Source organism: Dialister sp. UBA1703, from assembly GCA_002320515.1.
Lineage (GTDB): Bacteria > Bacillota > Negativicutes > Veillonellales > Dialisteraceae > Dialister.
The window spans coordinates 1-6,222 of the sequence record DCJJ01000111.1 but is presented as its reverse complement, the minus strand read 5'-3'; the positions used below and the strand labels follow the sequence as shown (position 1 = coordinate 6,222).

6 protein-coding genes are annotated in these 6,222 nt (G+C 52.6%); all 6 read left to right on the top strand.

Features of this window, described 5'->3' with window-relative positions:
- Positions 1 to 182 precede the first annotated feature (182 nt).
- Positions 183 to 911 (top strand): UMP kinase, encoded by a 729-nt coding sequence (pyrH, locus tag B2Y11_RS05305; protein WP_291057041.1) that lies wholly within the window; start codon positions 183 to 185, stop codon positions 909 to 911.
- 2 nt (positions 912 to 913) lie between these two features.
- The gene (gene frr, locus B2Y11_RS05300; RefSeq protein ID WP_291057039.1) at positions 914 to 1,471 is read left to right on the top strand and encodes a ribosome recycling factor; all 558 of its coding nucleotides are present in this window, start codon (positions 914 to 916) and stop codon (positions 1,469 to 1,471) included.
- Positions 1,472 to 2,044: 573 nt separating this feature from the next.
- Positions 2,045 to 2,770 (top strand): isoprenyl transferase, encoded by a 726-nt coding sequence (locus B2Y11_RS05295; RefSeq protein ID WP_291057037.1) that lies wholly within the window; start codon positions 2,045 to 2,047, stop codon positions 2,768 to 2,770.
- Positions 2,771 to 2,778: 8 nt separating this feature from the next.
- Complete coding sequence (locus B2Y11_RS05290; RefSeq protein ID WP_291057035.1) at positions 2,779 to 3,588, top strand: phosphatidate cytidylyltransferase; 810 nt, start codon at positions 2,779 to 2,781, stop codon at positions 3,586 to 3,588.
- Positions 3,589 to 3,599: 11 nt separating this feature from the next.
- The gene (locus B2Y11_RS05285) at positions 3,600 to 4,763 is read left to right on the top strand and encodes a 1-deoxy-D-xylulose-5-phosphate reductoisomerase (RefSeq protein ID WP_291057033.1); all 1,164 of its coding nucleotides are present in this window, start codon (positions 3,600 to 3,602) and stop codon (positions 4,761 to 4,763) included.
- Positions 4,757 to 5,779: an RIP metalloprotease RseP gene (gene rseP / locus B2Y11_RS05280; RefSeq protein ID WP_291057031.1), complete on the top strand. Its 1,023-nt coding sequence runs from the start codon at positions 4,757 to 4,759 to the stop codon at positions 5,777 to 5,779. The genes B2Y11_RS05285 and rseP overlap by 7 nt, the downstream gene beginning before the upstream one ends.
- Positions 5,780 to 6,222: the final 443 nt, after the last annotated feature.

Sequence of the window (6,222 nt, the reverse complement as noted above, 5' to 3'; positions counted from 1 at the left end):
CCGTTTCCAGCTGGGTGAAGGCATTGAAAGGAAACAGGACGATCTGGCAGCAGAAGTTGCTAAACAGCTGAATCAGTAATTTACATATAAGAGGACACTTTCCGGTGTTCTCTTATTTTGTAAATGGATGGAAATACTATATAATAGATGTAGATCCGTTATGTTGTTTCTGGGGGTGTACCATGGAAGCTGAAACGAAACGTTATAAGAGAGTTATGCTGAAATTATCCGGCGAAGCACTGGCCAATGACAAGGGCTTCGGCATTGATCCGGAAGTGGTTTACCGTCTGGCAGGGGAAATCAAGGAAGCCTGTGAGTCCGGTGTGGAAATCGCTGTCGTTGTAGGCGGCGGCAATATCTGGAGAGGCCTCAAGGGCAGCCAGGGCGGCATGGACCGTGCCTCCGCCGACTACATGGGCATGCTGGCCACGGTAATTAACTCCGTAGCCCTGCAGGATGCACTGGAAAAACTGGGCGTATCCACCCGCGTGCAGACCGCCATTGAAATGCGCCAGATTGCAGAACCCTATATCCGCCGCCGGGCTATCCGTCATCTGGAAAAGGGAAGAGTTGTCATCTTCGGCGCCGGCACCGGCAATCCCTATTTCACCACCGACACCACCGCAGCCCTCCGCAGTGCGGAAATCGAAGCGGACGTGATGCTCATGGCCAAGAAACAGACCGACGGTGTGTACGATGCGGATCCGAAGTATCATCCGGAAGCCAAGATGTTTACCCATCTTACCTATAATGACGTGCTCCAGAAACAGCTGGCTGTTATGGACAATACTGCCATTACCCTCTGCATGAACAATAATATTCCCATCGTTGTCTTTAATATTGATGTTCCCGGAAACATTGTGAAAGCCTGCAAGGGAGAAACCCTGGGCACCCTCATTGAAAGGAAATAATTATGTACGAAGACGAACTGAAAAACTTATCTGCGAAAATGGACAAATCCATTACCGCCCTGAAAAACGAATTCACATCCATCCGTACCGGCCAGGCCAATGCAAGCCTGCTGGACCGGGTATTCGTAGAATACTACGGCAGCCGCACCCCGGTGACCCAGGTAGCCTCCGTAACCGTACCGGAAGCCAGAATGCTGGTGGTACAGCCTTGGGATAAGAGCCTTCTGAAGGAAATCGAAAAAGCAATCCTCCAGTCTGACTTGGGTCTGGTTCCCATGAACGACGGCAACCTTATCCGCATGGCCATTCCCCAGCTTACCGAAGAAAGACGTAAGGAACTGGTAAAAGTGGTCAACAAAAAATCTGAAGAAGCCAAGGTGGCAGTCCGCAACATCCGCCGCGACGGCAATGTATTCCTCAAAAAAGAAGAAAAGAACAGCGACGTGTCCAAGGACATTATCAAAGATACGGAAGACAAAATTCAGAAGCTCACTGACAAGAAGATTAAAGAAGTAGAAGCAGTGACCGAAAGAAAAATCAAAGAAATCATGTCCGTTTGAGACCCCTTCACGGGCAGGGCTGAGAGGATTTTTCCGAAGGGGTTATAATTGGGCGCCTTTACATCATAAAAGGCGCCCTCTTATGATGTAAAGGCTTTAGCTTGTGGGCTGGCGGCGGCCAGAAACGGAGCTCAGGGCGATCCGCATAACGTCATTTCGACCGAAGCGAAGCGGAGTGGAGAAATCTTCCGGCAGAATGGGGACTGGCAGCTGGGGCGGCCGGGACCGGGGCAAGTTTTCCCGTGTCCAAGGTGGTGGCACTAGCCACCAAAGGGGGCTGATTCATGGCTGTGCTTAACGTGATTTATGAAACGAAAAGGTACTCCCATAACGCTGACTTTATACTCATCGTGGGGGACGATACCACTACCTTCAGCCCAGTAGGGCTGTCGCTCCCCCGAGCGAAGCATACACAACCTTTCTACACAACCTGCTGCGCCAGCCGCGCTCCCTTTTTTAATCTGCGGCGGAGCCGCCACCACCACCCTTTGAACCTTTTGAACCTTCTGAACCATCACACTGAAGGTGTGTCCAAGCAATTAAATCTTTGTATCCTGAAACGAGGAATGATATATGTCTGATAAAAAGGCATTTCCTGAACATGTGGCCATCATTCTGGATGGCAATGGCCGGTGGGCCAGAGAGAGAGGCCGGGAGAGAACTTACGGGCACCAGGTAGGTGCCGCCAATGTGAAGACCATTGTGCGCGCCGCCGGCCATATGGGCATTAAGGTGCTCACACTCTACGCTTTCTCCACGGAAAACTGGAAAAGGCCGTCGCTGGAAGTCCGTTTCCTTATGAAACTTTTTAAAAATTACCTTATTTCCCAGCTGAAGGAGCTGGTGGAAGACAATGTGCAGGTCCATATTGTGGGAGATACGTCTGTCCTCTCTGACGGTCTCCGAAAGGGCATTGAAGAATGCGAGCGGGATACTGCCGACAATAACGGGCTGATTCTGAATGTGGCCATCAACTACGGCGGCCGTTTGGAACTTGTTCGGGCCATGCAGGAAATCGCCGAAGAGGTGAAGGCCGGCAGGCTCCTTCCTTCTGCCATTACGGAAAAAACGGTGGAGGATCATCTCTATCCTTCTGATGCCATGGATGTGGATCTACTCATCCGTACGGGAGGAGAATCCCGCATTTCCAATTTCCTTCTCTGGCAGGCTTCCTACAGTGAGCTTTACTTCACCCATGTGCTGTGGCCCGATTTTACGGAAGAGGAACTTCGAAAGGCAGTGGACTGGTTTACCGGCAGGGACCGCCGTTTCGGCGGTCTTACGGAAAAGGATCACTAGGAGGTATTATGAAAGTTCGTGTTTTGACAGCCATTGTGGGCATCATTGCAGTGCTGGGCCTCGTATGGCTGGGCGGCTGGTTTCTGACCAGCGCCGTATTCCTTGTTTCCCTCATAGCCCTGGCGGAGTACGACCGCATGCTGAAGCAGCTTTCCATCCGCATTTACTGTGTTCCTGCTGCCCTGGCAGTGGGGCTGACGGTGCTTTCTGCGGGATTCTATTCTGTCCGTATTTTTACGGCGCTTCTCTTTCTTACTTTCTGTCTCCTCCTTTTCCTGATCCTTGTAATTAAGAAGGAGGATATGACGAACCTGGTGTATACTTCATTCGGCGCCCTTTATTTCGGCATCGGTTTTGGCACTCTGGCACTTCTTCGGGGAAGCCGGGAGCTTTTGCCGGTGGGAGCGGTAAACGGGGACCCCGGCGTTTTCCTCATTCTTTTCGCTCTGGTATGCACCTGGGCCAGCGATTCCTTTGCCTATCTGGCAGGGAGGAGCTTTGGAAAGCATAAAATGGCACCCCATATCAGCCCCAACAAGACGGTGGAAGGCCTCATCGGCGGCGCCATCGGCTGCGTGGTGCTGGGCATGGTTCTGGCCTTTGGCTTCAAGTACAATCTTACCCATGCCTTTTTCTTGTCCGTTATGGCAGCTGTCATGGCGCCGGTGGGGGATCTCTTTGAATCTTATGTAAAGCGGGCCTGTGATATTAAGGATTCCGGAAATATTCTTCCCGGACACGGCGGCATGATGGACCGTTTCGACAGCCTTCTTTTCGTGGCGCCGTCCCTGGCTGCTGTGCTTGCCCTGCTTAGGTGAAAGGAGTTTTTATGAAGGAAATCGCAGTATTAGGTTCTACCGGTTCCATCGGCACCCAGACATTGGACGTCATCCGTGCCCATTCTGATTTATTCCATGCCCAGGTGCTCTGTGCCCATAAAAGCGTGGAAAAGCTCCTTGCTCAGGCAGAGGAATTTCATCCTTCCGCCATTGTCATTACCGATGAAGAAGCGGGAAGGAAATTCAAAGACCTCTATCACGGGGCTGCCGAAGTCATTATCGGCGGGCAGGGTTTGACTGAAGCGGCAGTGCGAGAGGATGTGGATCTGGTGCTGGTGGCGGTGGTAGGCATTGCAGGCCTTGCGCCTACCCTGGCCGCCATTGGCGCTGAAAAGGAACTGGCCCTGGCCAACAAGGAAACCCTGGTGGCCGGCGGCAGCCTGGTGCTGGCGGAAGCAAGAAAGCACCATGTTCTCATCCGTCCCGTGGACAGCGAACACAGCGCCATTTTCCAGTGCATGCTGGGACAGGACAGAAAGCATATCCATAAACTTCTCCTCACCGCCTCCGGCGGTCCCTTCCGGGGGAAAACAAGGGAAGAACTGAAAAAGGTGACTCTGGCCGATGCTATGAAGCATCCTACCTGGAACATGGGCATGAAGGTGACACTGGATTCCGCCACCATGTTTAACAAGGGACTGGAAGTGATAGAAGCTCACTGGCTTTTCGGTGTGGATTACGATGATATCGAAGTGATTGTACAGCCCCAGAGCCTTATCCACTCCATGGTGGAATACGATGACGGCTCCATTATGGCCCAGATCGGAAATCCGGACATGCGTCTTCCTATCCAGTTTGCTCTCACTTACCCTGAAAGACTGCCTTCCCCTTCCGGACAGTATGTGAATTGGCGGGACATTGCGTCCATTATCATCGAAAAACCGGACCTTGATGTGTTCCGCTCTCTTAAAATGGCTTACGAGGCAGGAAAGGAGGGCGGCAGCGCCGGCACCGCCTTCAATGCGGCCAATGAAGAAGCCATCCGTGCCTTCATTGCAGGGAAACTCTCCTTCCTTTCCATTTATGATGTGGTGGAAGAGACACTCTCCCGTTTCATTTCAGGCCCGGTCCGCTCCTATGAGGACATTATGGAGGCAGACCGGATGGCCAGAAATCTAGCCCGGAATGAAATCGAAAGGATATCCCTATGCTGATCAATATCCTGGCCCCCATCTTCGTCTTTGCGGTTATCGTCCTCATTCATGAAGGAGGTCATTTCCTTCTGGCCAAGCTCACCGGCATGAAGGTAGAAGAATTTGCCGTCGGATTTGGACCCAAGCTGGGCGGTGTGAAGAAGGGGGAAACCCTTTACTCCCTCCGGGCCATCCCTCTGGGGGGATTCAACCGCATTGCCGGCATGGACGGCAGCAAGACCGACGATCCAAGGGCCTTCTCCAACCGCCCCGTATGGGCAAGGCTCCTTGTCATAGCAGCAGGATCTCTCTTCAACGTACTTCTAGCCTTCTTCATCTTCACCGGCGCCTTTCTCTACGCCGGTTACCAGACCTTCCCGGACCTTCCGGTAGTGGGAAGCGTCCTTTCCGGCACTTCCGCTGAAAAGCAGGGGATTGCAGCAGGGGACAGAATTCTCTCCGTAGCAGGAAAAGATGTGAAAAGCTGGACGGATATAGGGAAAATCACAAAGGACCTGGATACCCGTATTATTCCTGTAAAAATCAGCCATGAGGGAGAAGAGAAGACCCTGACCATCATCATGACCGACAGCGAAGGGGGAAGGCCCATCATCGGCATTTCTCCCTACCTGGAACACCATAAAGTGGGACCGGGACAGGCATTCCTCATGGGAGGAGAGCGCTGCGCCTATCTCCTTAAAATGATGGTCACCGGCCTTGTAGATATGATTTCCGGCCATGAAGCGGACGTGGCAGGCCCCATCGGCGTCGCCCGCATGAGTGCCCAGGTGGCGGATACGGGCTTCCTTTCCCTTCTTCTTTTCATCGCTCTTCTGAGCCTCAACCTGGGCTTTTTGAACCTCCTGCCCATACCGCTCCTGGACGGAGGCGTCCTTATCCTTACCCTCATTGAAGGAGTAAGCGGCAGGGAACTTCCGGATAAGGCCCTCTACTATATCCAGGCCGTAGGAGTTACCATCCTTCTGGGACTCTTTCTCTTCGCCATGTGCAATGACATCCAGGGGCTGATGAAGTGAAGCCCGCCGGAGGCGGCCAATTCAGCAGAATGTATAGCGTGATTTATGTAGCACATAGCAAGCTCCGCCGCTAACCCTCGTTTCCCCTTGAGGGGAAGGCCCGCGCAGCGGGAAAGGGTGTACGATGTAGCAAGTTGAAATGATACTCTATGCGGTCATGGCTGCCGAAAGGCAGCATTCTGCAGGGAGATTTCTCGGCTCCCTTTCACTGGCTCCATGAATCCATGGAATCATACCGGCATATACCTCCGCTCGAAATGACAGGGGAGTCATAGAGGCACAAATGCAAATCCCGTAACGCTGACTATATAATCATTGCCCGTAGGGCAATCCACAACCTTCACCCGATAGGGCTGTCGCCCCCTGAGCGAAGCGATGCACAGCGAACACATTTTGCACTAGCGAACTGGATTTGTAGAGGAGCATCAGCGACCTGAAAATCC

What these genes read in the sequence shown, in the direction of transcription:
- B2Y11_RS05285 (WP_291057033.1), top strand. Translation starts at nt 3,600, where the DNA reads ATGAAGGAAATCGCAGTATTAGGTTCTACCGGTTCCATCGGCACCCAG.
- frr (WP_291057039.1), top strand. Translation starts at nt 914, where the DNA reads ATGTACGAAGACGAACTGAAAAACTTATCTGCGAAAATGGACAAATCC.
- pyrH (WP_291057041.1), top strand. Translation starts at nt 183, where the DNA reads ATGGAAGCTGAAACGAAACGTTATAAGAGAGTTATGCTGAAATTATCC.
- B2Y11_RS05295 (WP_291057037.1), top strand. Translation starts at nt 2,045, where the DNA reads ATGTCTGATAAAAAGGCATTTCCTGAACATGTGGCCATCATTCTGGAT.
- B2Y11_RS05290 (WP_291057035.1), top strand. Translation starts at nt 2,779, where the DNA reads ATGAAAGTTCGTGTTTTGACAGCCATTGTGGGCATCATTGCAGTGCTG.
- rseP (WP_291057031.1), top strand. Translation starts at nt 4,757, where the DNA reads ATGCTGATCAATATCCTGGCCCCCATCTTCGTCTTTGCGGTTATCGTC.